The following is a 25,179-nucleotide window of genomic DNA, read 5'->3' on the forward strand; positions in this document are numbered from 1 at the left end:
AATCGTCTTTCACTTCGCCGTTTGGCGTCCTGCAATCAGGCGGGCTTTATGAACCAGACTTTCCGCCTGGACAAGATGTAGCCGCTCGATCATCCGACCATTGGAATTGATGACATTGAGCCCGTCGGTTTCCGGATCAGCAAAGGCGGCAATGATCGCTTCCGCTTCGGCGATCGCCGACGCATCAGGCGCGAAATGCCGATTGGCTGCCTCGATCTGCGCGGGGTGGATCAGCATCTTGCCGTCGAAACCCATAGCCCGGGCCTGGGCGCATTCGGCATCGAAGACCTCGGCATCCCTGAAATCGTTGAAGACGCTGTCGATCGCATCGAGGCCATAGGCGCGCACAGCAAGAACGACCTGCATCAGCCAGGGCACAAGGTAGGTTCTGCCCGGTTGCGGCAGGACACCGGTTTCCTTGCGCAGATCGTTGAGGCCGACGACGAAACAGTCGAGTCTTGAGCCTGGCGTTCGGCCTGCTTCGGCAATCGCGGCGGCATTCAGTATGCCGCGCGGCGTCTCGATCATCGCCCAGATGCGCAAGCTTTCCGGCGCATCGGCATCGGCAAGACGGTCGCTGACGGATAAGACATCCTGTGGTTCGTCGACCTTCGGCAGAAGCACCGCATCCGGTTCCAGTGCCAGGACAAGCTCCATATCTGCCTTTCCGAAGGTGGAAGCAGGTGCGTTGACGCGAATGATCCGCTCCTGGTCTTTTGCCGGCGTGGCGGCAAAAAATGCCCTTAGGTTTTCCCGGGCTTCGGCTTTTCTCTCAGGTGCGACTGAATCTTCAAGATCGAAGATCACGGCGTCGCAATCCAGTGAATACGTCTTTTCCAGAGCGCGGATGTTGACAGCCGGAACGCTTAGCACCGAACGGCGCAAGCTCATGGAACGGGTGGGAGAATTTCGGGTCATCACGAATATGTGCCAAGCTTTGTGATGGGTGGCAAGACAACAAAAAGCCACGCTTGCCTTGCAGAAAAAGCAGAGAAGGACCACTTTCCTTTCCAAAGAAAGGTTCAAACCCATGCAGAGTATCCGTTCCATCTTCCTGTTGCTCGCAGGCATCACCGCCTTCGTTGCCTTGGCGCTTCTCACCTTTTCGGTGACGCTCGCCGTCGGCGGCATTTTGACGGTGCTCATGGTCGGCCGCGCGCTTTCACTGAAGATGAAACCGGCGCCGGTCCGCGCCACGTCAAACGCCAAGCCCCATTCTGGCGAAACCATGCGTATCTGGAACGACGGGCGCGGCACGATCATCGATCTCTGATCTTGCGATCAGATCCGAATTTTCTTCGGAAAAATTTACGGAAACTGTCGGCTCTGCCAATCCTCTCGCGTCTTTGAAGCGGCAGCATTTTGTCTGCCCTCATAATCACGCGAATGGAGGTCAAGCATGGATAGCGCACCGGAAACCAGCCAAATGAAGTTGCCGCCTGTCAAGGGCGGTTTGTTGCCGTATGTCACGGTCGACGGAGCCCTGAAGGCTGCGGAATTCTACAAGCGCGCTTTTGGCGCCGAAGAGGCATTCGTCGTCCCAGCTGACGAAAACGGGAGGACGATGCATGTCCACCTCTATGTGAATGGCAGCTCGCTGATGCTCAGCGATGCGTACCCGGAGCATGGCCACCCCTTCCAGAAGCATCAGGGTTTCACTCTGCAACTCGTTGTCGACGACATCGATTTCTGGTGGGATCGGGCGGTTGCTGCGGGAGCCGAGGTCGTCATGCCCGTCGAGTTGATGTTCTGGGGCGATCGCTACGGTCAGCTTCGCGATCCATTCGGTGTCGGCTGGGCGATCAATGCGCCCGTCAAGGCGTAAATCCTGAGGCGGCTGGCCATCCCGTGTCTGCGAAGAGGCCAGCCGCTTGATGCAGATTTTCCTTCATTTCGGCCGAAAACTGGACTAAACGCTGATCAACAAAAGTTACGTCTGCTGAGATTGGAGACTGGGTCATGGACAAATTCGTAAAGCTGACGGGCGTTGCCGCCCCTTTGCCGGTGGTCAACATTGACACCGACATGATCATTCCGAAGGACTACCTGAAGACGATCAAGCGTACCGGTCTTGGCAAGGGTCTTTTTGCCGAAGCCCGCTACAACGAAGACGGATCCCTGAACCTGGATTTCGTGCTCAACAAGCCGGCCTATCAGAATGCCAAGATCCTCGTGGCCGGCGATAACTTCGGTTGTGGCTCTTCGCGCGAGCACGCTCCTTGGGCGCTTCTCGACTTCGGCATCCGCTGTGTCATCTCGACAAGCTTCGCCGACATTTTCTACAACAACTGTTTCAAGAACGGCATTCTGCCGATCAAGGTCAGTCAGGAAAATCTCGACAAACTGATGGACGATGCTTCTCGCGGTTCGAACGCGATTCTCACGGTGGATCTCGAAAACCTGGAAATCACCGGTCCGGATGGCGGTTCGATCAAGTTCGATCTCGACGAGTTCAAGCGCCACTGCCTACTCAACGGCCTGGACGACATCGGCCTTACGATGGAAAAAGGCAAGTCGATCGACAGCTTCGAAAAGTCGAACGCGGCCTCGCGCCCCTGGGCCGCTTGAAACTCGAAAATGCCGCATCAAAAGCCGGGTTCTGCCCGGCTTTTCTTTGCCTGATTTTCAGAGCATTTGCTCCTTCCACACTTTCAATTTCTCCAGCGAAACGCCAATGCCGCCGCAGACCTCGATCAGTGGGTTGCTGAAGCGTGCGAGAATGTCGGGATGAGCGTCCGCCACAGCCAATGCAGCACCACATGCAGGTTCGACCAGGATCCGATAGGTATCGGCGAATTTCAGGCAGGCAGCGACAGCTTCGGCATCGGTGACCGTCACACTTTCAATCGGATGGTGCTTCGGCAGATCAAACACATGCTGGGCGATCTGGCGCGCACCCAGCGAATTGGCGATTGATGTGATGGCGGGCAGGGTGATGCGCTCGCCTGCCGCGATGCTCGCATGAAAGGACGCGGCGCCTTCGGTTTCGACCGCGATGACAGGCACATGCGACAGCCCGTTGCGCTTGAGGCCGGCGACAATTCCCGCAAGCAGCCCGCCGCCGCCGACACTGGCGATTACGCAATCGAAGCTGGCACCCTTTGCCACGACTTCATCGATCAGCGTGCCGTGTCCCTCCCAGAGAAGCGGATGGTCGAAGGGATGTACGTAAGCGGCCTTGCGCTCCTCCGCGATCTTGACGGCGTAGGCGTTTGCCTCATCGAAGACGGAGCCGTGGATGAGAACGGTAGCGCCGGTCGCTTCGATCGATTGGCGCACCTCTTCGGACGTCGTTTCCGGCACAACGATCGTTACCGGTACGCCAAGCGCACGCCCAGCATAGGCGGCCGCGATTCCGGCATTGCCTCCTGAAGCACAGAAGATTTCTCGTGCGCCGTTTTCCACCTCATGCTGGCAGAGCTTGCCGACGCCGCGCAGCTTGAAGCTTCCTGCTGGCTGCAGGGCGTCGAGCTTCAACCAGAGCGGCGCGTTGCTGGCGCTATAAGCGGCTGGGGTGCGAAAAAGCGGTGTGTCGAGATGAAGAGGTGGAGTGGGCATCGGTGATATCCAGATAGCGGTCGCGATGCCCTCTTGTTACCCGCTCTGGCCCCGCGGTCAACTCGCGCAGATAGAACGCTCGGTATCGTGAAGCGTACCGAAACGACCTGTTGTTCGCTTGAAATGCCGTTTCCCGAAGGCTAATAAGCCGCAACTTGTTTTTCCGCGGAGGATTTTCCATGATAGCGCGCAATCTTTTCCTGCTGCCGGGTGACGGCATCGGTCCCGAGGCCATGGGTGAGGTCCGCAAGATCATTGCCTACATGAATGAGGCGATGAAGGCCGGGTTCCTCACCGACGAAGGTCTGGTGGGCGGCAGCGCCTATGATGCGCACGGGGCGGCGATCTCCGAAGCAGACATGCAGAAGGCGCTCGCGGCGGATGCCGTTCTCTTCGGCGCGGTCGGCGGCCCGAAGTGGGATGACGTTCCCTATGAAGTGCGCCCAGAAGCCGGCCTGCTGCGCTTGCGCAAGGATCTGGAACTGTTCGCCAACCTGCGTCCTGCCATCTGCTATCCGGCGCTTGCAGACGCCTCTTCGCTGAAGCCGGAGTTGGTCGAAGGTCTCGATATTCTCATCATTCGCGAACTCACGGGCGGCGTCTATTTCGGCGAACCCAAGGAGATCATCGATCTCGGCAATGGACAAAAGCGCGGCATCGATACGCAGGTCTACGACACCTACGAAATCGAGCGTATCGCCGGCGTGGCCTTCGAAATGGCACGCACCCGCGGCAATCGCGTCTGCTCGATGGAAAAGCGGAATGTCATGAAGTCGGGCGTGCTGTGGAACCAGGTGGTCACCGCGACCCACAAGGCCAAGTACTCCGATGTTCAGCTCGAGCATATGCTGGCGGATGCCGGTGGCATGCAGCTTGTTCGTGCGCCCAAGCAGTTCGACGTCATCGTCACCGACAACCTGTTCGGCGACATGCTTTCCGACGTTGCGGCCATGCTCACGGGCTCACTCGGCATGCTGCCATCGGCATCGCTCGGTGCGCCTGACGGGAAGACCGGCAAGCGCAAGGCGCTCTACGAGCCGGTTCACGGTTCGGCACCTGACATCGCCGGCAAGGGTATTGCAAACCCGATCGCCATGATCGCCTCCTTCGCCATGTGCCTGCGCTACTCTTTCAACATGGTGACCGAAGCCGACAATCTCGAGAAGGCGATTGCGAACGTGCTCGACAAGGGCATCCGCACGGCAGACATCATGGCGCAAGGCGCCACGAAGGTCGGCACTGTGGAGATGGGCGAGGCGATCCTGGCCGAGTTCAAGGCTCTTTCTGCCTGATATTTCACGTGAAACACGCTTTTGGCCCTTCGCATCGACAGATACGAAGGGCCTTTGCTTGAAGGCAGTTCAGGTTTCTCCTATCTCCGTTCTTCAATGAGAAATGAGCAGGAGTGGAATGCACGAGACCATCGATCCTAAACCGAACGTCTGGAGTCGTCTGCGCAAGCGCTACGATGCACGGCGCACGCTTCATCGTCGCGTCCCCTGGATGGCTTTCACGCTTTCAGCGATCAATATCGTCGCCATTGCGTTTTTCGTCTTGGATCGACCGTTGGGTCAGGCAGCCAACAGCCTCGCGCCGCCGCTGGTTTCGATTGCTGGCGATGTGACTGATATCGGCAGGCTTGCCTGGATTCTTGCCGCTCTGTGTACGGTCCTGATCACTGGATATCTTGTCCATCGCCGGCTATGGAAGGTTCGCTCGCAGTTCCGAATGGTTTATCTGGGACAGATGGTAGCCTATGTCGGCCTGTCCGTGGCGCTTGCCAGCGTCGTCGCTAATATCCTCAAGTTCGCAATCGGTCGGGCACGGCCGCTGCTTTACGACCAGGAAGGTATCTTCAGCTTCGCGCCCTTCAATTGGGATTTCCTGCATCAGAGCTTCCCGTCCGGCCATTCGACCAACATCGGTGCACTCTTCATGGCGCTGGCCCTTCTCTTTCCGCGCTTCCGGCTCGTCTTCATCGGTATCGGCTTGTGGCTCGGCGCCACGCGGGTCATCATAGGCGTTCACTATCCGAGCGACGTAGCGGCCGGTCTGGCACTCGGCGTCTGGTTTGCTTTCGCAATCTCTATTCTGCTTGCCCGTTTCGGGATTCTCTTTTCAGTCGGCCGTGACGGTTGGCCAACACCGAGACTGAGCCGGCTCTTCTGAGCCCACTTCTTACACCGGTATGGAGCGAAAGACGTTCCCTCTGACAAATGAAAAGCCCGGCGCCTTGTGAGCGCCGGGCTTCATCGGTGTGATTTCCTGGCGGTCAATCCATTGCGTGGATATCGCGATTCTTCGTTTCCGGCAGGAAGATAAGGCCGATCACCAGCGTGATGGATGCGAAGATGATCGGGTACCAGAGGCCAAAGTAGATATCACCGGTGGCGGCGCTCATTGCAAAGGCCGTTGCAGGCAAAAGGCCGCCGAACCAACCGTTGCCGATATGGTAGGGCAGCGACATGCCGGTGTAGCGGATGCGTGTCGGGAAGAGTTCGACCAGCAGCGCTGCAATCGGGCCGTAGACCATCGTCACGTAGAAAACGAGCACGAACAGGATGGCAATCGTGCCGATCCAGTTGACCCGGGCCGGATCGGCCGTCATGGCGAAAGTGCCACCGCCGGCGATGTTGTAGACCGCCATGTCGGTGACGCCATTCGCTTCATCTGCCGTCAGAAGCTTGCCCGCCACCAGCTTATCGGCGGGCATGGTTTCCTTGGTGCCGGCGCGGACTGCCTCGGCATTCAGTGCGAGCTCAGGATTGGCGGCAATAAAGGCGTCCAGCTTGGCGTCCGGAACCTTGATGGCGCCACGGTTAAGCGGGTAGCCGCCGTCATGAAGGGCTATGTTGGCGCTCTTTTCGAACGCTGCGGTCAAGCCCTTTGCCTTGTCGCCGGCCGCGATGACGTCAAAGCTGGTGATCGTTTCATCGCCAATCTTGACTGTCGCCGGTTGGCCAGCCGGGCCCGGAACGACATCGTAAGGCACCGAGTTCTTGGTCAGGAAGGCCGTCGCCACGTCGCAGGAGCTGGTGAACTTCGACGTTCCAGTCGGGTTGAACTGGAATTTGCAGTCAGCCGGATCCGCAGTGACCGTTGCCCGGACCGAAGCCTGGGCTTCGGCAAGTGCCGGGTTTGCTGTCCAGGTCATGGCCTTGAACAGCGGATTATAGGTGACTGCTGCAATCAGCAAGCCGGCCATGATGATCGGCTTGCGGCCGATCTTGTCGGACAGGCCACCGAAAACGACGAAGAAGGGCGTTGCGAGGATCAGCGAGATCGCAACCATGATGTTTGCCGATTGAAGCTCGACCTTCAGCACATTCTGCAGGAAGAACAGCGCGTAGAACTGGCCGCCATACCAGACGACTGCCTGACCCATTGTTGCGCCGAGAAGCGCGATCAGCGCGATCTTGGCATTCTTCCACTGGCCGAAGGCTTCAGTCAGCGGCGCTTTTGAACCCTTGCCTTCAGCCTTCATTTTCTGGAATGCCGGCGATTCGTTCATCTTGAGACGAATCCAGACGGAAACACCGAGAAGCACGAAGGAAAGGAGGAACGGGATGCGCCAGCCCCAAGCAGCGAATGCTTCCTTGCCCATCAGGAACTGGACGCCGACGATGACGATCAGCGACAGAAAGAGGCCGAGCGTTGCGGTGGTCTGGATCCAGGAGGTGAAGTAGCCGCGGCGCCCGTTGGGTGCGTGTTCGGCCACATAAGTTGCAGCCCCGCCGTATTCGCCGCCGAGTGCCAGGCCTTGCAACAGACGAAGACCGATCAGGATGATCGGTGCCGCGATGCCGATCGTTGCGGCACCCGGAAGGATACCGACAAGGAATGTCGACATACCCATAATCAGGATCGTTACCAGGAATGTATATTTGCGTCCGACGAGATCACCGAGACGGCCGAATACCAGTGCGCCGAACGGGCGTACCAGGAAGCCGGCGGCAAACGCCAGCAGCGTGAAGATGTTGCGCGTGGCCTCAGGGTACTGCGTGAAATAGGTCGCCCCGATATAGGTGGCGAGCGAACCGTAAAGATAGAAATCGTACCATTCGAAAACCGTACCGAGCGACGAGGCGAAGATAACCTTCTTCTCCTCGCTCGTCATCGGGCCGGCTTTCGTGCCGTCGACGCTTGCGACATTTGCCATGTTCTGTCCTCCACAGATGATGAAACGCGGCGCGCGACTCTACTCTCCTCAAAGCATTCCCCGAATCGCGGTTCGCCTGACGGGATTGTGGCAGAAAATTTCCCTCATAAAGAGAGCGGCTTTGGGATTATGACTTTAGTCTAATGCCTTCACAGGCGATTGCTACCGAACGGGCGCAAGGTGTCAGCCGGACAAAAAAAGCCGGATGGCAGCACCATCCGGCTTCGATCGATCGCTTGTCTTGCTGCTTTTTTAGGCGGCTTCCGTCGTGTGGGCCTTGCGGACTTCTTCATCCGTCAGGATGCCGCTGGCACGCAGCAGGGCAGCGAAACGGCCGTTGCTCTGGCTAAGCTCAGCGAAGCTGCCTTCCTCGACGATGCGGCCGCTATCGAGGAAAAGAACCTTGTCGGCCTCGCGGACCGTCGAGAGACGGTGGGCGATGATGAAGGTGGTGCGGTTCTGACGCAGATTGTCGATCGCAGCCTTGACGCGGTTTTCGGTTTCGACGTCGAGCGCGCTCGTCGCTTCATCCAGCACCAGGATCGGAGCATCCTTGAGGATGGCGCGGGCAATGGCTACGCGCTGGCGTTCGCCACCCGAGAGTTTGTTGCCGCGTTCGCCGACATGGGTGTCGTACTGATCTTCGCGGGTTTCGATGAAGTCGGCGGCGGCGGCGGCTTCTGCTGCACGGCGCATGTCTTCATCCGACGCACCTTCCCGGCCAAGGCGAATGTTGTCGCTGATCGAACGGTTGAGCAGGCCGGCATCCTGGAATACCGTTGCGATATAGCGGCGCAGCGACTTGCGGGTCACCTTTGTCGTATCGTGGCCGTCGACCAGGATTTGGCCGTTGTCCGGGTCATAGACTCGCTGAAGCAGGTTGATCATCGTGGTCTTGCCAGAACCGGTCGGACCGACGATCGCAACGGTCTGTCCAGCCTTGGCGGTAAACGACACGTTGTGCAAGCCCTGAGCCGTGTTACCGAAGCGGAACGATACGTTGCGGAACTCGACTTCGCCTTTTACTTCCCTGATATCGGCATTGCCGGCAGGTTCCTCGCGTTCGCGGACCGAGTCTTCGAGAGTGTAGAAGTCCTCGAGCTTGGAGCGTGCTTCGAAGATCTGCGTGGCGAATTGGCGCATCTGGTCGAGCCGCGAGATCAGCAGATTTGCAAAGCCGATGAAGGCAATGACGTCGCCGATCCGCAACTCGCCAGCCTGTACCATGAGAGTGCCGATGACCAGGATGATCATCATGGCGATGGTCGATGCCATGCGGTTCATCGCACCCGCCAGGGCCCACCAGTCGAGCACAGGGTACTGAGCCTGAAGAAGACGGTCGGCAAACGACTTCAGTGCCTTGGTTTCGGCCTCGATGCGATTGTAGCTATGCAGCACCGAGACATTGCTGATCGAGTCGCTGACATGCGAGAAAACCGTATGATAGTGGTTCTCGACAGACGCCTGGCCATCCTTGGTGCGGCTCATGACGAGGCGACCAATTAGCCAATAAGCGATACCAAGCACCACCAGCACGCCCGAAAGGCGCAGGTCCATCGACATTGCGGTCGGGATCAGGATGGCGATCGCCACGGCTGTTGCAAGGTGATTGCGCATGAATTCCAGCCACAGGCCGAACAGCGTCTCACACGCACGAAGAAGTGTGTGCAGCGCGTTGGAGGTGCCGCGCTGGTGGTGCCAGGAGAGGGGCATCGAGATGATGCGCCCGAAGGCCTCCGTCAGCAGCGTCGCACGGCGTCCATGCGCCAACCGGTCAGCCTCGCGGGCCACCAGAACGAACGCTATCGTGTTGAAGACGGCAAATGCTGCCCACATGAACAGGATAGGCTTGACGTCACCTTTGCCGGAAATCGCGTCGATGATGCGGCCGAACAGGATCGGCTCGGCGATGGTAATCGCTGCGAGCACAATGTTGGCGATAACGACGAGGGATACGCGGAGCTTGTAGGCGCCCAGATAGCGCAAAGCTCTTGCATAGACCTTGAATAGCGACACGGCGGTACCTCTTGTGCATCTGCGAAATAGCGGATGTTGCGACGCTACAAAAATCTACCTGAACCGGCGATTAACGGGACGTTCAAGTGACATCCGGAATCGTCGACAGCGATACATTTCCCGCAGTGGGAGGCGGAAATTTTACCGGAGAAAAATTGTAATTCTTACTTTCTGCTTGCGTTGTAGCGCCGTAGTGGCACACCATTAAATATACGTCGCACTGACATTTTAGTTGTATCGATAAATCGTTTACCATTACGGCTTGTGCCGATGACTGGCGTACCTCATTGCGCGCCGGCGGATCAGGGGCTTTTCTGTGAATATTCATTATTTGATCCAATTGCTTGTGGTTCTGGAGGAATGTCGAAAGCCCGAAGCCGTGGTCAACGAATTGGCGCATGTCATCCGTTCCTACGGCTTCGAATATTACGGACTGCTGAGACATTCGAGGCCAAATGCGGAGCACAGTAACCTGCCCCTTGCTGCTCATTGGCCAGAGAAATGGCCGCAAAATTATCTCTTGAAGAAGTATGCTCTGATCGATCCGACCGTTCGCTATCTCGCATACGCGCAAAGACCGTTCCGCTGGAGAGACAGTTTGGCGGCTTTCCGGAAGGATCCGCACCATCGTCGCATGGAGCAGATGATGGCTGACGCCCAAGGGTATGGACTGAAGGACGGCTATGTCTTCCAGATCCAGGGGCGGAACGGAATTCTCGGCAATATGAGCATCAGCGGGAGCCCGGTAGAACTCTCTCCGGTCGAAATTTCGCTCCTCGGCGCCGTTGCGCAGAAAGCGTTCTGGCGGCTTCTGGAGCTCGGTGGAGAGGCGCTGGCAGTTGAAAATGTCTCCAGTATCGACGCCAGACTGACGCGCCGGGAGATGGAAATACTGCAGTTCTTGGCGGAAGGCATGACCTCGGTGGAGATCGGAAAGCTTCTCAAGATCTCCAATCATACCGTTGACTGGTACATGAACGGCCTGCAGGACAAGTTGAAAGCAAAGAACAGACAACACGCGGTTGCCGTGGCCTTTCGTCATGGCCTCATTACGTAGTCAGAGAATTTCCCATCTATCGTTGTTCAGGAAATTGAACTTTTCGTGACAGCGCGTTAAGACTTCTCTTCGCGGGTGCAGCATTGCCCGTTTCGATGCCGTGAGGAGACTGCATTGCCCATTTCTAAGATCCTTGTCGCCAACCGTTCCGAAATTGCCATTCGCGTGTTTCGCGCAGCCAACGAGCTGGGCATAAAAACGGTCGCGATATGGGCCGAGGAAGACAAGCTGGCGCTGCACCGCTTCAAGGCGGACGAAAGCTACCAAGTCGGCCGCGGCCCACATCTTGCCCGCGATCTCGGACCGATCGAGAGTTACCTGTCGATCGAGGAAGTGATCCGCGTCGCCAAGCTGTCCGGCGCCGATGCGATTCATCCGGGCTATGGCCTGCTGTCGGAAAGCCCCGAATTCGTCGATGCCTGTAAAGAAGCGGGCATAATCTTCATCGGCCCGCGCGGCGATACGATGCGCCAGCTCGGCAACAAGGTGGCCGCTCGCAATCTGGCGATCTCGGTCGGCGTTCCTGTGGTGCCGGCAACTAATCCTCTTCCTGATGATGCTGCTGAAGTTGCCCGTATGGCCGAAGAGATCGGCTATCCCGTTATGCTGAAGGCCTCGTGGGGTGGCGGTGGCCGCGGCATGCGCGCCATCCGCGACCCCAAGGACCTTGCCCGCGAAGTCACCGAAGCCAAGCGCGAGGCGATGGCCGCCTTCGGCAAGGATGAGGTCTATCTCGAAAAGCTGGTCGAACGTGCCCGCCACGTCGAAAGTCAGGTGCTTGGCGATACGCACGGCAATGTCGTGCATCTGTTCGAGCGTGACTGCTCGATCCAGCGCCGCAACCAGAAGGTCGTCGAGCGTGCGCCGGCTCCCTACCTCAGCGAAGCGCAGCGGCAGGAGCTGGCCGCCTATTCGCTGAAGATCGCGGCTGCGACCAACTATGTCGGCGCCGGCACTGTTGAATATCTGATGGATGCCGATACCGGCAAATTCTACTTCATCGAGGTCAATCCGCGCATCCAGGTCGAGCACACGGTCACCGAAGTCGTCACCGGCATCGACATCGTCAAGGCGCAGATCCACATCCTTGACGGCATTGCGATCGGCACGCCGGAATCGGGCGTTCCGAAGCAGGAAGACATCAAGCTCAACGGCCATGCGCTGCAGTGCCGTATCACCACCGAGGATCCTGAGCACAACTTCATCCCGGATTACGGCCGCATCACCGCATATCGCTCGGCGTCCGGCTTCGGTATCCGCCTCGATGGCGGCACGTCGTACTCGGGTGCGATCATCACCCGCTATTACGATCCGTTGCTGGTGAAGGTCACGGCGTGGGCGCCGAACCCGTCGGAAGCGATTGCCCGCATGGACCGCGCGCTGCGCGAATTCCGTATCCGTGGCGTCGCTACAAACCTGACCTTCCTCGAAGCGATCATCACGCATCCGAAGTTTAGGGATAACAGCTACACGACCCGCTTTATCGATACGACGCCGGAACTGTTCCAGCAGGTGAAGCGCCAGGACCGTGCGACCAAGCTGCTCACCTATCTGGCCGATGTTACGGTCAACGGCCACCCCGAAGCCAAGGACCGGCCTAAGCCGACGGCGGATGCCGCCGAGCCCGTCGTGCCCTACACCAACGGCTCCGGCATCAAGGACGGTACCAAGCAGCTGCTCGATACGCTCGGACCGAAGAAATTCGGCGAGTGGATGCGCAACGAAAAGCGCGTACTGATGACCGACACGACGATGCGCGATGGCCATCAGTCGCTTCTCGCCACCCGCATGCGCACCTATGACATCGCCCGCATCGCCGGCACCTATGCGCATGCGCTGCCGAACCTCCTTTCGCTCGAATGCTGGGGTGGCGCGACCTTCGACGTGTCGATGCGCTTCCTGACGGAGGATCCGTGGGAACGTCTGTCGATGGTTCGCGAGGCTGCACCGAACCTGCTGCTGCAGATGCTGCTGCGCGGCGCCAATGGCGTCGGCTACAAGAACTACCCCGACAATGTCGTCAAATACTTCGTCCGCCAGGCTGCGCAGGGCGGCATCGACCTGTTCCGCGTGTTCGACTGCCTGAACTGGGTCGAGAACATGCGCGTGTCGATGGACGCGGTTGCCGAAGAGAACAAGCTCTGCGAAGCGGCGATCTGCTACACCGGCGATATCTTGAATTCTGCGCGTCCGAAGTACGATCTGAAGTACTATACCGACCTCGCCGTGCAGCTCGAAAAGGCCGGTGCGCATATCATCGCGCTGAAGGATATGGCCGGCCTCCTGAAGCCTGCTGCTGCCACGGTGCTATTCAAGGCGCTGCGCGAAGCAACCAGCCTGCCGATCCATTTCCACACGCATGACACATCGGGCATTGCTGCCGCGACGGTTCTCGCGGCCGTCGATGCCGGCGTCGATGCCGTGGATGCGGCGATGGATGCGCTGTCGGGCAACACCTCGCAGCCTTGCCTCGGTTCGATCGTCGAGGCGTTGCGTGGCTCCGAGCGCGATCCGGGCCTCGATCCCGAATGGATCCGCCGCATCTCCTTCTACTGGGAAGCGGTGCGCAACCAGTATGCGGCCTTCGAAAGCGACCTCAAGGGGCCCGCCTCTGAGGTCTACCTGCACGAAATGCCGGGCGGCCAGTTCACCAACCTCAAGGAACAGGCCCGTTCGCTCGGGCTTGAGACCCGCTGGCACAAGGTGGCGCAGGCCTATGCCGATGCCAACCAGATGTTCGGCGACATCGTCAAGGTAACGCCGTCGTCCAAGGTGGTTGGCGACATGGCGCTGATGATGGTGAGCCAAGATCTTTCCGTCGCCGATGTCGTCAGCCCGGACAAGGAAGTCTCCTTCCCGGAATCGGTCGTCTCGATGCTGAAGGGCGATCTCGGCCAGCCTCCGTCCGGTTGGCCGGAAGCGCTGCAGAAGAAGGCGCTCAAGGGCGAAGAACCTTATACGGTTCGTCCGGGCTCGCTGCTCGAGGATGCCGATCTGGATGCGGAGCGCAAGACGATCGAGACCAAGCTGGAGCGCGAGGTCAACGACTTCGAATTTGCCTCCTACCTGATGTACCCGAAGGTGTTCACCGACTTCGCGCTGGCGTCGGATACCTACGGCCCGGTCTCGGTTCTGCCCACGCCATCCTATTTCTACGGCCTGCCCGATGGCGGCGAGCTGTTTGCCGATATCGAGAAGGGCAAGACGCTCGTCATCGTCAACCAGGCTATGAGCGGCACCGACAGCCAGGGCATGGTCACGGTGTTCTTCGAGCTCAACGGCCAGCCGCGCCGCATCAAGGTTCCGGATCGCGCCCATGGCGCCACCGGTGCCGCTGCGCGCCGCAAGGCGGAGCCGGGCAATGCCGCGCATGTCGGTGCGCCGATGCCGGGCGTCATCTCGCGTGCCTTTGTCTCCGCCGGCCAGCCGGTCAGCGCCGGCGACGTGCTGGTGTCGATCGAAGCGATGAAGATGGAAACGGCGATCCATGCGGAAAAGGACGGCACGATCGCCGAGGTCCTCGTCAAGGCCGGCGACCAGATCGACGCCAAGGACCTCCTGGTCACCTACGCAGGCTGATTGATCATTTGATATTGGAAGGGCGGCTGCAAGGTCGCCCTTTTCTGTTTGTGCCTTTAAATGGAGAAAAGGTGGGTATGAGCAAGCTGAAAATTGCCGTTATCATTGGAAGCACGCGCATCCGTCGTTTTGCCGATCATCCCGCAAAGTGGATCGCCGAGATCGCCGCAAGCCGCCCTGAGCTTGAGGTCGAAGTGCTCGATCTGCTGGACTACCCGATGTCTTTTCTCGGCGAGGCGAGCGCCACCGACGCTGAAAACGAAACGGCCGAACGCTGGAAGAAGAAGCTGCGCGAGTTCGACGGCTATGTCTTTACCGCCGCCGAGTACAACCATGCTCCAACTGCCGTTCTAAAGAACGCGATCGATCTCGGCGAGTTCATCCATAAGCCGGTCGCCTTCGTCGGTTATGGCGGCGTCGGCGGAGCGCGTGCAGTCGAGCACTTGCGGCTCATCTTCGTCGAGATGAGCGCTGTTTCGGTCAAGACCGGCATCCACATCTCGTTCCCGGAGTATCTTTCCATCCTAAAGGACGGCAAGACGTTGACCGACTACGCGCACCTCGTGGAAGCAGCGAAGAACCAGCTTGATCAATTGATCTGGTGGGGCAACGTCCTGAAGGCCGCGCGTTCGGCGTAAACCGACGACTGCCGCCGCCCATCCTTATATGTCGTAGGTGTGGGCGGCGTTGATCGTCGAGATGAAGCGCTTGGTGCGCTCGCGCTCGGGTGCGGTGAAGATGTTCTTGGCGCTGCCGGTCTCGACGACGCTTCCGGCCTCCAGAAACACCACATCATTTGCGATCTTCGAGGCGAGCCTGAGATCGTGAGTCGCCATGACCATCGTCGTTCCCTCGCTGGCAAGGCGTCCCAGAACATCGACGACCTCTGCCGACAATTCCGGATCGAGTGCAGACGTCGGCTCGTCGCAAAGAAGAACGCGTGGCGAAGGGGCAAGCGCGCGGGCAATCGCCACGCGCTGCTGCTGCCCGCCCGATAGGGTCGAAGGCCAGGCGTCGGCCTTGTGCGCCATGCCAACCTTGGTCAGCAACTCCATGGCTCGCTCACGGGCCTTTTCCTTCGGCCACCGGAGCACCGTGACGAGCCCCTCCATGACGTTTTCGATTGCCGTCTGATGCGGGAAAAGCTGGAAGTTCTGGAACACCATTCCTGTCTGTCGGCGGATCTTCTGGATCGCCTGCCAGCCGGTTTTCTGCCCAGGCGTAAAGGTCAGCTTTTCCTCTCCAAGCCGTATCGTTCCGGCGGTCGGGATTTCGAGCAGGTTGATGCAGCGAAGCAGGGTGCTCTTGCCGCCACCGGAGGGGCCTACCAGTGCTGTGACGCTGCCTTCCGGGATGCGGATGCTGATATCCTTCAGGATGACGGCATCGCCGAAGCGCTTTTCGATGTCGAATAGCTCGATCATGCATTTGCCTCCAGCATGCCGCCATAGCGGGCAAAGCGACGCTCAAGCCGCACCTGCAGGGTGGAAAGAACGGAGCTCAGGGCAAGGTATATCAATGCCGCCTCGATGTAGAGGATCAGCGGCTCATAGGTCGTCGCGACAATTCGCTGTGCTGCCTGGAAAAGCTCAGGCACGGTAATGGCGGCGGCGAGCGACGTGTCCTTGACGAGGGAAATGAAAGTGTTGGACAGCGGCGGCACCGCAACGCGAGCCGCTTGGGGCAGAATGGTGCGGCTCATCGCCTGGCGCCAGCTCATGCCGATGGAATAGGCGGCCTCCCACTGCCCCTTCGGCACCGATGAAATCACCGCACGGATGATCTCGGAGCTATAGGCGCCGATGTTCAGGGTGAAGCCGATCAGTGCTGCGGGAAAGGCATCGAGCAGGATGCCGATGCTCGGCAACCCGTAAAAGATGACGAAGAGTTGCACCAGCAGTGGCGTGCCACGGATGACCCAGACGTAGAAGCGAGCAATCGCGGCGATCGGTGCCGCTCCGAAGAGGCGCGCAATTGCGGTGATCAAGCCGAGAACGAGGCCCAGCGAGAAGGAGAGCAATGTCAGCGGGATGGTAAAGATCAGCCCGGCCCAGAGGAGCGGCGCGAGCGATTCCGCCATCAATTGAAGCCAGTGCGGCACGAACGTATCCCTTAAAGAAAGATGCGTTCAGCGAGGTTTCGCTGAACGCTTTCAGGCAGGTATAAAGGATGTGGAGGCGACGGGAAACCGTCGTCGTAGGTTACTTCGAAACGTCTTGGCCGAAGTATTTGTCGGAGATCTTCTGGTAGGTGCCGTCCGCCTTGATCTCGGCCAGCGCCTTGTTGATCGCTTCGACGAGTTCCGGCTCGCCCTTGCGGACGATGATGCCGGAATAGTCGGCATTTTCCTGCTGGGCGACGATCTTCACCGGTGCGTCCGGCTTGTGCTTCTTGAAATCGAGGAAGGACAGGCTGTCGTTGATGGTCGCATCGGCGCGCTTGGTGAGAACCAGCTGGATAGACTGGTCGAAGCCGTCGGTGCCGACGAGTTCGGCGCCGGACTGCTCGGCGAGCTTGCCGAAATTGCTGGTGAGCGACTGCGCCGATTTCTTGCCCTTCAGGTCCGTGAAGCTCTTGATGCTGTCGTCGCCGTCGCGAACGATCAGAACGGCCTTGGATGCGATGTAGGGTTCGGAGAAATCGTACTTCTGCTTGCGCGCGTCGGTGATGCCGACCTGGTTGATCACCGTGTCGTACCGCTTGGCATCAATGCCGGCGATAAGGCCGTCCCATTTACCCTCGATGAATTCCGGCTTGACACCGAGCTTGGTAGCGACCGCCTCGCCGATTTCGACATCGAAGCCGACCAGCTTGCCGTTGGCATCGTGGTAGGTGAATGGCGCATAGGTTCCTTCCGTGCCGATCTTCAGGACGCCTGCCGATTTGATGGCCGCAAGATTCTCGCCGGCTACCGCAGGGAGAAAGGCAGCGGCCTGGATCAGTGCGGCAGCGGCGATGGTCTTCAGGAGGTTCATTTTTTCTATCCAATTTCACCAGATGTTCGATGCGGGGAAAATCGCAGAAAAGCCGGTCACGCGATGCGTAGAAAACTGCGAAGAAAATGGGCAGGTGCGAATATTTTTCTCAATTATCACGAATTCGGCGCGTGTTGTTTCGCGACGTGAAAAAACGTGCTTCATGTTCTGCTTGCGTGCATGTTCATGTTTGTTTATGCGTGTTTGTACCAAATTGCAATGAACGCGGACAAAACCGGCATGAACGTGAACGAACTTCTGTTGCAGGAACGGCAGAGCGCGATTTCGCGAAAGCTGCAAGCGAATGGCCGAGTCCTTGCGGCAGAGCTTGCAGTCGAGTTCGGCGTATCCGAAGACACGGTGCGCAGGGATCTTCGCGAGATGGCGGCAGCCGGTCTATGCGAACGTGTCTACGGTGGCGCATTGCCCTTCTCTTCTGCCAGCGGCAGCCTCTCTCACCGCGTGGGCGTTGCGCGTGATCGCAAGCAAGCGCTTGCGATGGCTGCGGTCTCACAGATTGCCGTCGGTTCGACGGTCTTCTTTGATGCGGGGAGCACGAACCTCGCGATTGCGGCGGCGTTTCCCACCGACATGGCGCTGACGGCGATCACGAATGCGCCGGCGATTGCGGCGGCACTGATCGACAAGCCTGCTGTCAACGTCATTCTGATAGGCGGCCTCGTCGACAGGCAGGTTGGCGGATCGCTCGGCGCCAAGGCCATGCGCGACATGGAAATGCTGTCGCCCGACCTTTGCATCCTTGGCGCCTGCGGAATTGACCTCGTGGCCGGGGTGACGACGCTCGGGTTTGAAGACGCGGAGTTCAAGCGCTTCGCAACATCGAGAAGCCGGAAGGTTCTTGTCGCCGTCACCTCGGAGAAGTTCGGAACGGCGGCACCGCATGCCGTGCTTCCGATGGCGCAGTGCGAGTGTCTGGTCGTCGAGCGCGATGCCGACGCCGGGATGCTCGCGCAATACCGCGACCGCGGGTGCAGAACGATTGTCGCTGGTGAAGCGGCGTGATTCAATTCAATGAGCAACCGGGCATGACAGTTCGGTGGCAAGGGTATCGGGACAAGACATGGATAATCCAATGAACGCGGTGCAGGCCGCCAGGCCGGGCTTTGTGAACAGGAACAGAACGGCGGTTTCGTTGCTCTTCCTGATGAACGGCTTCATCGTCGGTTGCTGGGCGCCGAAGATTCCTGAGTTCGCCGAGCGACTTCAGCTTAGCAAGTTCGAGCTCGGCCTGATGATCCTGGTGTTCGGCATCGGATCATTGACGCTGATGCCGATTGCGGGTGCGCAGATCGCACGCCATGGTTCGCGACGCGTGGCGCAGGTCAGCGCCGTCTGCCTGTTGCCAATCCTGCTGGCGCTCACGCTTGCGACCCACGTCGTCACCGGCGCGATCTCGCTATTTCTCTTTGGCGGTTTCATCGGTGCGATGGACGTGGCGATGAACGCCAATGCCGTCGCAGTCGAGAAGTCGATGCGGCGAGCGATCATGTCCTCGTGCCACGCTTTCTGGAGTCTGGGCGGCCTTATCGGGGCAGGTCTCGGTGGTCTCGTCATTGCGAAGTTTGGTGTGCTGGGCCATGCCCAGGTTGCGACCGTTCTGGCGGTGATCTTCCTCGGCATCGCGTGGACCATGATCCTTGCCGATCCACCGCATCCGGATGAGAAGAAGGAAAAGGTCCGTCTTCCTTTCGTGCCGCTGCCGTGGCTGCTTGGCCTGATGGCACTGTTCTCAATGGTTCCCGAAGGTGCGGTGCTCGATTGGGGAGCCCTGTATCTGCGCCAGGAGCTCGGCGCATCGGTGGCGCTTTCCGGCTTCGGATTTGCAGCTTTCTCCCTAACCATGGCGATCATGCGATTTGCTGGGGATCTCGTTCGCGATCGGCTGGGCGGCGTCAAGACGCTCAGGATCTGCACGCTATTTGCGATTGCCGGCATGCTGCTGGCCGCATTCGCGCCCGATGCCGAAGTGGCAATCATCGGGTTTGCTCTCTGCGGTGTCGGCATATCGAACATGGTGCCGATCGCTTTCTCGGCGGCAGGCAACATTCCAGGGCTCAAGGCTGGCATCGGCCTGTCGGTGGTGACGACGATGGGTTACTCCGGTATGTTGGTGGCGCCATCCGCCATCGGCTTCGTAGCGGAACATATCGGATTCGGCGTGGTGTTCATGGCGCTACCACTGTTGCTGGTGGTGGTTCTGCTGCTGTCAAATCTCGCACGCTACGCCGACGGCATCTCCGGCGGCGGTCACTGAAACCGCAGCCAACAAAAGTGATGCCCAGGGCGGTTGACAACAAAGCGACCATGATCCACCTGAAAAGCACGAATTTAAGGGGTTCAAGAACTCTACATGTCTTCTGCCGCAGATTTTGATCCGGAACCGCGCCGTTCGTCCGTAGCCGTTGATGTCGGTGGCGTCATCGTGGGCGGTGGCGCGCCGGTTGTCGTTCAGTCGATGACCAATACCGATACCGCCGATATTGATGGGACGGTCGCCCAGGTGGCTGCGCTCTTCAAAGCGGGATCGGAGCTGGTCCGCATCACCGTCGACCGCGACGAAAGTGCCGCAGCCGTGCCGAAAATCCGCGAACGGCTGCTGCGTCTCGGCATGGACGTGCCGCTTATCGGCGACTTCCATTACATCGGTCACAAGCTGCTTGCGGATCATCCGGCCTGTGCCGAAGCATTGGCGAAATACCGGATTAATCCCGGGAATGTCGGCTTCAAGGACAAGAAGGACAAGCAGTTCGCCGAGATCATCGAGATGGCGATCCGCTACGACAAGCCGGTCCGTATCGGTGTGAACTGGGGTTCGCTCGATCAGGACTTGCTGACGGCGCTTATGGACCAGAACGCGGAGGCCGGTTCGCCGCTTTCTGCGCGTCAGGTAACGCGCGAGGCGATCGTGCAGTCGGCGCTGATTTCTGCCAATCTGGCGGAAGAGATCGGCCTGCCGCGCAACCGCATCATTCTGTCTGCCAAGGTCAGCCAGGTTCAGGACCTGATTGCTGTCTATTCGATGCTCTCGCAGCGCTCGGATCATGCGCTACATCTCGGCCTTACCGAAGCCGGCATGGGGAGCAAGGGCATTGTCGCTTCGTCAGCCGCCATGGGCTATGTCCTGCAGCATGGCATCGGCGATACCATCCGGGTTTCGCTGACGCCTGAACCGAACGGCGATCGTACCCGCGAAGTTCAGGTGGCGCAGGAACTGCTGCAGGTCATGGGCTTCCGGCAGTTCGTGCCTGTTGTCGCCGCCTGTCCCGGCTGCGGGCGCACGACGTCGACGGTTTTCCAGGAACTGGCGCAGAACATTCAGAACGACCTGCGCAAGAACATGCCGGTCTGGCGCGACAAGTATCCGGGTGTTGAGGCGCTCAACGTTGCGGTCATGGGCTGCATCGTCAACGGCCCCGGTGAAAGCAAGCATGCCGATATCGGCATCTCGCTTCCCGGCACCGGCGAGACGCCGGCGGCTCCGATCTTCATCGATGGCAAGAAGGCAATGACGTTGCGCGGCCCAAATATCGCTTCTGATTTCGAGGGGCTCGTGGCCGACTACATCGAAAAACGGTTTGGTCAGAAGACGGCTGCGGAATAACCGCGGACGTCAAATCCGGTAGATTTTTCGGCAGCACGGGGAGGCGGTGCGACCTTCCGGGAGATTGTTTCGGCGATGCTTTCAGCTTTTCCGATGGGCAACGAAGCGGGCTGCTTCGGTCAGGACCGCTCCACGTTTGCCGTAGGGCGCAAGAAGGGCTTCCGCCTCCCGGACTTGCTCTGCGAGTGTTGCTTCCGCCCATGCCAAGCCGTGCATCGCGACCAGCGTGCCTTTGCCGCGACCTACGTCCTTGCCCGTCGCCTTGCCCATCGTGGCTGCATCCGACGTCAGGTCGAGAATATCGTCGGCGAGTTGGAAGGCGAGACCTATCCTTTCGCCGAACCTGCGCAGCCGCTTGCGGTCCGCCAGCGAAGCGCCGGCGATGATCGCGCCCGCCTCGCAGGCGAAGCGAATGAGCGCGCCTGTCTTCATCGCTTGCAATGTCGTGATCCCCTGTTCGTCAGGTTGCTGCCTTTCGGCGGCGAGATCGAGCGCCTGGCCTCCCGCCATGCCGCCGATGCCCGCAGCGCGAGCCAGCGCCAGAACGAGCGCCAGCCTGTCGGCCTCGGGAAGGGTGGTTTCCGGCGATGCGATGATGTCGAAGGCGTAGGTCAGCAGGCTGTCTCCAACGAGGATCGCGGTCGCTTCATTAAAGGCAATATGCACCGTCGGTTTGCCGCGGCGCAGATCGTCGTCGTCCATTGCGGGCAGGTCGTCGTGAACAAGCGAGTAGCAGTGAACGCATTCGAGCGCTGCACCGACTCGCGAAGCCGCTTTCCCGTCACCACCAAGCAACGCCGCTGTTTCAACGACCAGGAACGGCCGCAACCGCTTGCCACCATTCAGGACTGCATAATGCATCGCCGAGCGCAGTTGCTCCGGTCGGCCGATCTCGTCATCCAGAACGGTCGCTGAAAGCAGCGTCTCGAGAAGGGTCTCGATCTCCCGCGCATTGGCGGACAGTCTCGTTTCGAATGCTTCAAAGCTTGGATCCATGCTGCGCTGTTTGGCATGGGCGCCCCTTCGCTTGCAACGGAATTGTCGATGACAAACGCAAGATTTCCTTTGTCTATGGCATTGAGAGTTTGCAGACGGTATGGAGAGTAGGGAACGAGACTGGGTCGGGGAAAATTGGATATCACGCCGGATAGAGAGGACAGCATAGCCATGCCGGCCCACCGGCGCGTGTTTCTTTGGCTGAAGAGTCGCCCGATCATGATGCGCATCGTGCTTGCGATCGCAGCGCTTGCCATTCTCCCTTATGTTCTGATCTTCGTTTACCTGCTACCGTTCATTCACCCGATATCGACGCTGATGCTCCGCGATCTCGTGCTGCTGCAGGGCTATGACAGGCAGTGGGTGTCCATCGACAAGATTTCGCCGGTTCTGGTGCAATCGGTGATGATGTCAGAAGATGGGCAGTTTTGCTTTCACGGCGGGGTCGACTGGGGCGAGATGCGCATGCTGGTGGAGGATACCCTCAGCGGTCAATCCACACGCGGCGGCAGCACGATCCCCATGCAGACGGCAAAGAACCTGTTCCTCTGGAACAGTCGCTCCTTTGTCCGCAAGGCGCTGGAATTGCCACTCGCCGTGTCGTCGGATTTTGTCTGGTCGAAGCGACGCCTGATGGAAATCTACCTCAACATCGCGGAATGGGGGCCGGGCATCTATGGGGTCGAGGCCGCGGCCCGCTACCATTTCAAGGTGCCGGCATCCAAGCTTACAAGCCGACAGGCAGCGCTGCTTGCAGTGTCGCTCCCGAATCCGATCGACCGCAATGCCGGCAAACCCGGCCGTGGCCTACGCCGACTTGCCGCCGTCATCGAGCGCCGCGCGCGCAATTCCGGCGATTACGTCGGGTGCATTTATAACTGATATCAGCACATTTGGTTGGTTATGGTCTCTGCCATCTGGCATTGGTTTGGAACGTGTGGACCAAGACCCGCCCGTGAACAGTTTCGGCGCTAATCGCGGGAGGCCCCATTGGACAAGCTCACCCTCTATATCGGCAACAAGAACTACTCGTCCTGGTCGTTTCGGCCATGGATCGCCATGGCTGCAGCCGGCATTCCCTTCGAGGAGGTGCTGGTGCCGTTTGATTTTGCCAACGGCAATCCACGGTTCAAGGAGTTCTCGCCAACCGGCCAGGTTCCGATGCTGCAGCATGGAAACGTTGGCGTGTGGCAATCACTGGCTATCATCGAGTATATCGCCGAACTCTTTCCGGAGGCGGGCCTCTGGCCGAAGGAACGGGGCAGGCGAGCGGTTGCACGTGCAGTTTCGACGGAGATGGTCGCGGGCTTCAAGGCATTGCGGAACGCCTGTCCAATGAACATGCGGCGGCCGAAGGGCAAGATTCCGCTCGCCGACGGTGTCATGGCCGACGTCGCACGGATCGAAACCATTTGGCGTGACCTGCGTGCTCATTCCGGTGGGCCGTTTCTGTTCGGAGCCTTTTCGGGCGCCGACGCCATGTTTGCGCCAGTCGTCAATCGGTTCGATACCTATGACCTGGTGACAGCAGGTGACACGCTGAGCTATATGGCTGCGCTGAAGGCGCATCCGGCATGGAAAACGTGGGAAGACGCCGCGCGCGCCGAACCGTGGATTGTCGAGGAAGACGAGGTTTGAGAGTAGAACTGTCAGAATCTCAAAAAATAGTCATGGGGACTGGTCAAGCCCCGTCAAGGCATGTATAAGCGCGCAAAATTTCCGAAATCGCGATACGTCGTTTCGGCCGCCAGTCTGGCCGTTGGATGTGTTTGCCCGTGACGTGGAGTAAGAAAAATGGCTGTACCGAAGAGAAAAACGAGCCCGTCGAAGCGCGGTATGCGCCGCTCCGCAGACGCACTGAAGGCTCCGACATACGTTGAAGACAAGAACTCCGGCGAACTGCGCCGCCCGCACCATATCGATCTGAAGACCGGTATGTATCGCGGCCGTCAGGTTCTTACGCCGAAGGAAAGCGCATAATTTTGTGCGTTCTGCTTGAGCAGGACTTGCGAGGTCGGCCATGTGCCGGCCTTTTGCTTTTCAGCGATAATAAATCGTTCTGCTCTTGAAGTGATATGGCGGTTTACGGCAGTATTCTCTCAGCCGAGGGGGACTCCGTCATATGTTCAATGCTATGCCGCTGATGATTATTCCTTTTATTCTCTACAATCTGACAATTTTGGGTTTGATGGGTGGCGGCGGGCTTCCGGCGCTTGAGAACGATATTATTGTTCTTTCGATGATTTCTGGCGCGATGTGGAGCATGTCGCTCGGCGATCTGTTCATCGTTGTGGCGCTGGTCGTGCTGTTCTTCGAAATATTGAGGGCGACACAGAACGCCGGTGGCAGTCTCGCCAACCATATGCTCTCCATGCTGGTATTTATCGCGTTCCTGATCGAGTTTCTTCTTATCCAGGACGCGGCAACGCAGATTTTCTTCATCCTGATGACGATTGCGCTCATCGATGTGATTGGCGGTTTTGCTGTTTCCATCCGCACCGCCGGGCGCGATGTCTCGATCGGGCTGTAGTTTCAGAGAGTATCGAGTTTGTTCTGAAGCGCGCGAAGTTGTTCTTTCAGTTCGTCGATGTCCTTGGCTTCTGCCTTGCGGCTTTCCTTGGCGGGCGGCGCCATGAATGGCGAGAACATCTGCATCGCCTGTTGGAACATCTCCGTATTGCGACGCACCTGGTCTTCGACCATCTGCAGAGGCAATTGAAGATTCTTGGTAAGCGGCGTTTCGCCGAAGGCCCGGGTCACCTGCTCTCGCATCTGAGCCTGCTGTTCGGTGAATGCGCGCATGGAGTGTTCAAGGTAGCTCGGAACGACCATCTGCATCTGGTCACCATAATAGGTGATCAATTGGCGAAGGAACGAGATCGGCAGAAGCGTGTTGCCCGTCTTGGATTCCTGCTCGAAAATAATCTGCGTCAGCACCGAGTGCGTGATGTCATCGCCGCTCTTGGCGTCCTGGACCGTAAAATCCTCCCCCTTCTTCACCATTTCCGCCAGGTCTTCCAAAGTCACATAAGTGCTGGTGCCCGTATTGTAGAGGCGGCGATTGGCATATTTCTTGATTACGATCTGACCATCATTCTTCGCCATATCAGTCTCCCGAAGCCCATCTGATTGTTATTGAAGTTCCTCCACCTGCGAATGTAGACGCAAAAGAACTCCAGTGACAATCTCTTTGTGCGATGCGGCAACTCCTTTCGCG

Annotated in this window: 24 protein-coding genes; 15 read left to right on the forward strand and 9 right to left on the reverse strand. The window is 58.8% G+C overall.

Going from position 1 to position 25,179, the window contains the following annotated elements:
* Positions 1-9 precede the first annotated feature (9 nt).
* On the reverse strand, positions 10-918 hold the full coding sequence (locus tag ASC90_RS15220) for a CoA ester lyase (protein ID WP_056542621.1): 909 nt from the start codon (positions 916-918) through the stop codon (positions 10-12).
* A gap of 112 nt (positions 919-1,030) precedes the next feature.
* Here ASC90_RS15220 and ASC90_RS15225 point away from each other — a divergent pair, with 112 nt between their 5' ends.
* The 3 genes from ASC90_RS15225 to leuD all read left to right on the forward strand — a co-directional run bounded on the left by ASC90_RS15225 (position 1,031) and on the right by leuD (position 2,568).
* Positions 1,031-1,273, forward strand: coding sequence for a hypothetical protein (locus tag ASC90_RS15225; protein ID WP_056541991.1), 243 nt, complete (start codon positions 1,031-1,033; stop codon positions 1,271-1,273).
* 126 nt (positions 1,274-1,399) lie between these two features.
* Positions 1,400-1,825, forward strand: coding sequence for a glyoxalase/bleomycin resistance/extradiol dioxygenase family protein (locus ASC90_RS15230; protein ID WP_056541994.1), 426 nt, complete (start codon positions 1,400-1,402; stop codon positions 1,823-1,825).
* A 134-nt stretch (positions 1,826-1,959) separates the two neighbouring features.
* The gene (leuD, locus tag ASC90_RS15235; protein WP_056541996.1) at positions 1,960-2,568 is read left to right on the forward strand and encodes a 3-isopropylmalate dehydratase small subunit; all 609 of its coding nucleotides are present in this window, start codon (positions 1,960-1,962) and stop codon (positions 2,566-2,568) included.
* Between the two features lie 57 nt (positions 2,569-2,625).
* Here leuD and ASC90_RS15240 read toward each other — a convergent pair whose 3' ends face one another.
* Positions 2,626-3,558, reverse strand: coding sequence for a pyridoxal-phosphate dependent enzyme (locus ASC90_RS15240; protein WP_056541999.1), 933 nt, complete (start codon positions 3,556-3,558; stop codon positions 2,626-2,628).
* A 179-nt stretch (positions 3,559-3,737) separates the two neighbouring features.
* Here ASC90_RS15240 and leuB point away from each other — a divergent pair, with 179 nt between their 5' ends.
* The gene (gene leuB / locus ASC90_RS15245) at positions 3,738-4,850 is read left to right on the forward strand and encodes a 3-isopropylmalate dehydrogenase (RefSeq protein ID WP_056542002.1); all 1,113 of its coding nucleotides are present in this window, start codon (positions 3,738-3,740) and stop codon (positions 4,848-4,850) included.
* Between the two features lie 118 nt (positions 4,851-4,968).
* Positions 4,969-5,727 carry a phosphatase PAP2 family protein gene (locus ASC90_RS15250; RefSeq protein WP_056542005.1) on the forward strand — a complete coding sequence of 253 codons (759 nt, stop codon included), beginning with the start codon at positions 4,969-4,971 and terminating at the stop codon, positions 5,725-5,727.
* Between the two features lie 103 nt (positions 5,728-5,830).
* Here ASC90_RS15250 and ASC90_RS15255 read toward each other — a convergent pair whose 3' ends face one another.
* Both ASC90_RS15255 and ASC90_RS15260 read right to left on the reverse strand, forming a co-directional pair.
* Positions 5,831-7,717, reverse strand: a complete 1,887-nt coding sequence (locus ASC90_RS15255) for an MFS transporter (protein ID WP_056542007.1) — start codon at positions 7,715-7,717, stop codon at positions 5,831-5,833.
* A 252-nt stretch (positions 7,718-7,969) separates the two neighbouring features.
* Positions 7,970-9,733, reverse strand: coding sequence for a glucan ABC transporter ATP-binding protein/ permease (locus tag ASC90_RS15260; RefSeq protein WP_056542009.1), 1,764 nt, complete (start codon positions 9,731-9,733; stop codon positions 7,970-7,972).
* 316 nt (positions 9,734-10,049) lie between these two features.
* Here ASC90_RS15260 and ASC90_RS15265 point away from each other — a divergent pair, with 316 nt between their 5' ends.
* The 3 genes from ASC90_RS15265 (at position 10,050) to ASC90_RS15275 (ending at position 15,007) form a co-directional block, all read left to right on the forward strand.
* Entirely contained in the window at positions 10,050-10,790 is a 741-nt protein-coding gene (locus tag ASC90_RS15265; RefSeq protein ID WP_056542011.1) for a LuxR family transcriptional regulator, read from the forward strand.
* A 114-nt stretch (positions 10,791-10,904) separates the two neighbouring features.
* A complete protein-coding gene (pyc, locus tag ASC90_RS15270) occupies positions 10,905-14,369 on the forward strand; it encodes a pyruvate carboxylase (protein WP_056542013.1) in 3,465 nt (1,154 codons plus the stop codon).
* Positions 14,370-14,446: 77 nt separating this feature from the next.
* A complete protein-coding gene (locus ASC90_RS15275; protein WP_056542014.1) occupies positions 14,447-15,007 on the forward strand; it encodes an NAD(P)H-dependent oxidoreductase in 561 nt (186 codons plus the stop codon).
* A gap of 24 nt (positions 15,008-15,031) precedes the next feature.
* Here the strand turns inward: ASC90_RS15275 and ASC90_RS15280 are convergent, their stop codons facing one another.
* The 3 genes from ASC90_RS15280 to ASC90_RS15290 all read right to left on the reverse strand — a co-directional run bounded on the left by ASC90_RS15280 (position 15,032) and on the right by ASC90_RS15290 (position 17,344).
* Complete coding sequence (locus ASC90_RS15280; RefSeq protein ID WP_056542016.1) at positions 15,032-15,793, reverse strand: amino acid ABC transporter ATP-binding protein; 762 nt, start codon at positions 15,791-15,793, stop codon at positions 15,032-15,034.
* The gene (locus ASC90_RS15285) at positions 15,790-16,470 is read right to left on the reverse strand and encodes an amino acid ABC transporter permease (protein WP_056542019.1); all 681 of its coding nucleotides are present in this window, start codon (positions 16,468-16,470) and stop codon (positions 15,790-15,792) included. The genes ASC90_RS15280 and ASC90_RS15285 overlap by 4 nt, the downstream gene beginning before the upstream one ends.
* 100 nt (positions 16,471-16,570) lie before the next feature.
* Positions 16,571-17,344 (reverse strand): amino acid ABC transporter substrate-binding protein, encoded by a 774-nt coding sequence (locus tag ASC90_RS15290; RefSeq protein ID WP_056542021.1) that lies wholly within the window; start codon positions 17,342-17,344, stop codon positions 16,571-16,573.
* Positions 17,345-17,563: 219 nt separating this feature from the next.
* On the opposite strand from ASC90_RS15290, the gene ASC90_RS15295 reads away from it, so the two are divergent.
* The 3 genes from ASC90_RS15295 to ispG all read left to right on the forward strand — a co-directional run bounded on the left by ASC90_RS15295 (position 17,564) and on the right by ispG (position 20,966).
* Complete coding sequence (locus ASC90_RS15295; protein WP_156392968.1) at positions 17,564-18,367, forward strand: DeoR/GlpR family DNA-binding transcription regulator; 804 nt, start codon at positions 17,564-17,566, stop codon at positions 18,365-18,367.
* Positions 18,368-18,425: 58 nt separating this feature from the next.
* Positions 18,426-19,619 (forward strand): MFS transporter, encoded by a 1,194-nt coding sequence (locus ASC90_RS15300; protein WP_056542026.1) that lies wholly within the window; start codon positions 18,426-18,428, stop codon positions 19,617-19,619.
* A gap of 96 nt (positions 19,620-19,715) precedes the next feature.
* On the forward strand, positions 19,716-20,966 hold the full coding sequence (ispG, locus tag ASC90_RS15305; protein WP_056542027.1) for a flavodoxin-dependent (E)-4-hydroxy-3-methylbut-2-enyl-diphosphate synthase: 1,251 nt from the start codon (positions 19,716-19,718) through the stop codon (positions 20,964-20,966).
* A gap of 81 nt (positions 20,967-21,047) precedes the next feature.
* Here ispG and ASC90_RS15310 read toward each other — a convergent pair whose 3' ends face one another.
* Entirely contained in the window at positions 21,048-21,962 is a 915-nt protein-coding gene (locus ASC90_RS15310; RefSeq protein WP_056542029.1) for a polyprenyl synthetase family protein, read from the reverse strand.
* A gap of 135 nt (positions 21,963-22,097) precedes the next feature.
* On the opposite strand from ASC90_RS15310, the gene mtgA reads away from it, so the two are divergent.
* The 4 genes from mtgA to ASC90_RS15330 all read left to right on the forward strand — a co-directional run bounded on the left by mtgA (position 22,098) and on the right by ASC90_RS15330 (position 24,492).
* Positions 22,098-22,844, forward strand: coding sequence for a monofunctional biosynthetic peptidoglycan transglycosylase (gene mtgA, locus ASC90_RS15315; RefSeq protein ID WP_200950907.1), 747 nt, complete (start codon positions 22,098-22,100; stop codon positions 22,842-22,844).
* Between the two features lie 108 nt (positions 22,845-22,952).
* A complete protein-coding gene (locus tag ASC90_RS15320) occupies positions 22,953-23,600 on the forward strand; it encodes a glutathione S-transferase family protein (RefSeq protein ID WP_056542033.1) in 648 nt (215 codons plus the stop codon).
* A gap of 156 nt (positions 23,601-23,756) precedes the next feature.
* The gene (gene rpmF, locus ASC90_RS15325; RefSeq protein ID WP_003543812.1) at positions 23,757-23,942 is read left to right on the forward strand and encodes a 50S ribosomal protein L32; all 186 of its coding nucleotides are present in this window, start codon (positions 23,757-23,759) and stop codon (positions 23,940-23,942) included.
* Positions 23,943-24,084: 142 nt separating this feature from the next.
* The gene (locus ASC90_RS15330; protein WP_056542035.1) at positions 24,085-24,492 is read left to right on the forward strand and encodes a hypothetical protein; all 408 of its coding nucleotides are present in this window, start codon (positions 24,085-24,087) and stop codon (positions 24,490-24,492) included.
* A gap of 2 nt (positions 24,493-24,494) precedes the next feature.
* Here ASC90_RS15330 and phaR read toward each other — a convergent pair whose 3' ends face one another.
* On the reverse strand, positions 24,495-25,067 hold the full coding sequence (gene phaR / locus ASC90_RS15335) for a polyhydroxyalkanoate synthesis repressor PhaR (RefSeq protein WP_056542037.1): 573 nt from the start codon (positions 25,065-25,067) through the stop codon (positions 24,495-24,497).
* Between the last annotated feature and the right edge of the window lie 112 nt (positions 25,068-25,179).

This window comes from Rhizobium sp. Root1220 (genome assembly GCF_001426265.1).
In the GTDB taxonomy this organism is placed as follows: Bacteria; Pseudomonadota; Alphaproteobacteria; order Rhizobiales; family Rhizobiaceae; genus Rhizobium.

Excerpts from the sequence above, each read along its gene's own strand:
- rpmF (WP_003543812.1), top strand. The coding sequence starts at position 23,757 with ATGGCTGTACCGAAGAGAAAAACGAGCCCGTCGAAGCGCGGTATGCGC.
- leuD (WP_056541996.1), top strand. The coding sequence starts at position 1,960 with ATGGACAAATTCGTAAAGCTGACGGGCGTTGCCGCCCCTTTGCCGGTG.
- ASC90_RS15295 (WP_156392968.1), top strand. The coding sequence starts at position 17,564 with ATGAACGCGGACAAAACCGGCATGAACGTGAACGAACTTCTGTTGCAG.
- ASC90_RS15310 (WP_056542029.1), bottom strand. The coding sequence starts at position 21,962 with ATGGATCCAAGCTTTGAAGCATTCGAAACGAGACTGTCCGCCAATGCG.
- ASC90_RS15275 (WP_056542014.1), top strand. The coding sequence starts at position 14,447 with ATGAGCAAGCTGAAAATTGCCGTTATCATTGGAAGCACGCGCATCCGT.
- ASC90_RS15255 (WP_056542007.1), bottom strand. The coding sequence starts at position 7,717 with ATGGCAAATGTCGCAAGCGTCGACGGCACGAAAGCCGGCCCGATGACG.
- leuB (WP_056542002.1), top strand. The coding sequence starts at position 3,738 with ATGATAGCGCGCAATCTTTTCCTGCTGCCGGGTGACGGCATCGGTCCC.
- ASC90_RS15330 (WP_056542035.1), top strand. The coding sequence starts at position 24,085 with ATGTTCAATGCTATGCCGCTGATGATTATTCCTTTTATTCTCTACAAT.
- ASC90_RS15230 (WP_056541994.1), top strand. The coding sequence starts at position 1,400 with ATGGATAGCGCACCGGAAACCAGCCAAATGAAGTTGCCGCCTGTCAAG.
- ispG (WP_056542027.1), top strand. The coding sequence starts at position 19,716 with ATGTCTTCTGCCGCAGATTTTGATCCGGAACCGCGCCGTTCGTCCGTA.
- ASC90_RS15300 (WP_056542026.1), top strand. The coding sequence starts at position 18,426 with ATGGATAATCCAATGAACGCGGTGCAGGCCGCCAGGCCGGGCTTTGTG.
- ASC90_RS15280 (WP_056542016.1), bottom strand. The coding sequence starts at position 15,793 with ATGATCGAGCTATTCGACATCGAAAAGCGCTTCGGCGATGCCGTCATC.
- ASC90_RS15225 (WP_056541991.1), top strand. The coding sequence starts at position 1,031 with ATGCAGAGTATCCGTTCCATCTTCCTGTTGCTCGCAGGCATCACCGCC.
- ASC90_RS15290 (WP_056542021.1), bottom strand. The coding sequence starts at position 17,344 with ATGAACCTCCTGAAGACCATCGCCGCTGCCGCACTGATCCAGGCCGCT.
- phaR (WP_056542037.1), bottom strand. The coding sequence starts at position 25,067 with ATGGCGAAGAATGATGGTCAGATCGTAATCAAGAAATATGCCAATCGC.
- ASC90_RS15220 (WP_056542621.1), bottom strand. The coding sequence starts at position 918 with ATGACCCGAAATTCTCCCACCCGTTCCATGAGCTTGCGCCGTTCGGTG.
- ASC90_RS15240 (WP_056541999.1), bottom strand. The coding sequence starts at position 3,558 with ATGCCCACTCCACCTCTTCATCTCGACACACCGCTTTTTCGCACCCCA.
- ASC90_RS15250 (WP_056542005.1), top strand. The coding sequence starts at position 4,969 with ATGCACGAGACCATCGATCCTAAACCGAACGTCTGGAGTCGTCTGCGC.